Origin of the sequence: Streptomyces sp. SID13726 (genome assembly GCF_010548375.1) — a bacterium.
Taxonomy (GTDB): domain Bacteria; phylum Actinomycetota; class Actinomycetes; order Streptomycetales; family Streptomycetaceae; genus Streptomyces.
In genome coordinates this window covers 1-449 of sequence record NZ_JAAGLY010000415.1, presented here as the reverse complement: position 1 = coordinate 449, position 449 = coordinate 1, and the positions used below count along the sequence as shown (strand labels likewise).

The window sequence follows — 449 nt, the reverse complement described above, 5'->3', positions numbered from 1 at the left end:
CGGCTCCATCAGAGCCGAGTGGAAAGCATGTGAGACCACGAGCCGCTTGGTCTTGCGGCCCAGGCCCTCGAAGTGGTTCTGGATTCCGACGACCGCGTCCTCGGTGCCCGAGAGCACCAGCGCGGAAGGCCCGTTGATCGCGGCGATGTCGACGCCCTCGACCAGCAGCGGCAGCACCTCCTCCTCGGTGGCCTGCACGGCGACCATGGCGCCACCCTCGGGCAGCGCGTTCATCAGCCGGCCACGAGCAGCCACCAGCTTGGCCGCATCGGCCAGCGACAGCACCCCGGAAACGTGCGCGGCAGCCAGCTCACCGATCGAGTGACCCGCCAGGAAGTCCGGACGCACACCCCACGACTCGTAGAGGCGGTAAAGAGCCACCTCGACCGCGAACAGACCGGTCTGCGTGTAAGCGGTCCGGTTCAGCAGACCCGCGTCCTCACCCCAGA

1 protein-coding gene is annotated in these 449 nt (G+C 68.2%); it reads right to left on the bottom strand.

The window, feature by feature from the left end:
- On the bottom strand, positions 1 to 449 hold a 449-nt coding region (locus tag G3I78_RS48355; RefSeq protein WP_164436991.1), incomplete at both ends, for an acyltransferase domain-containing protein.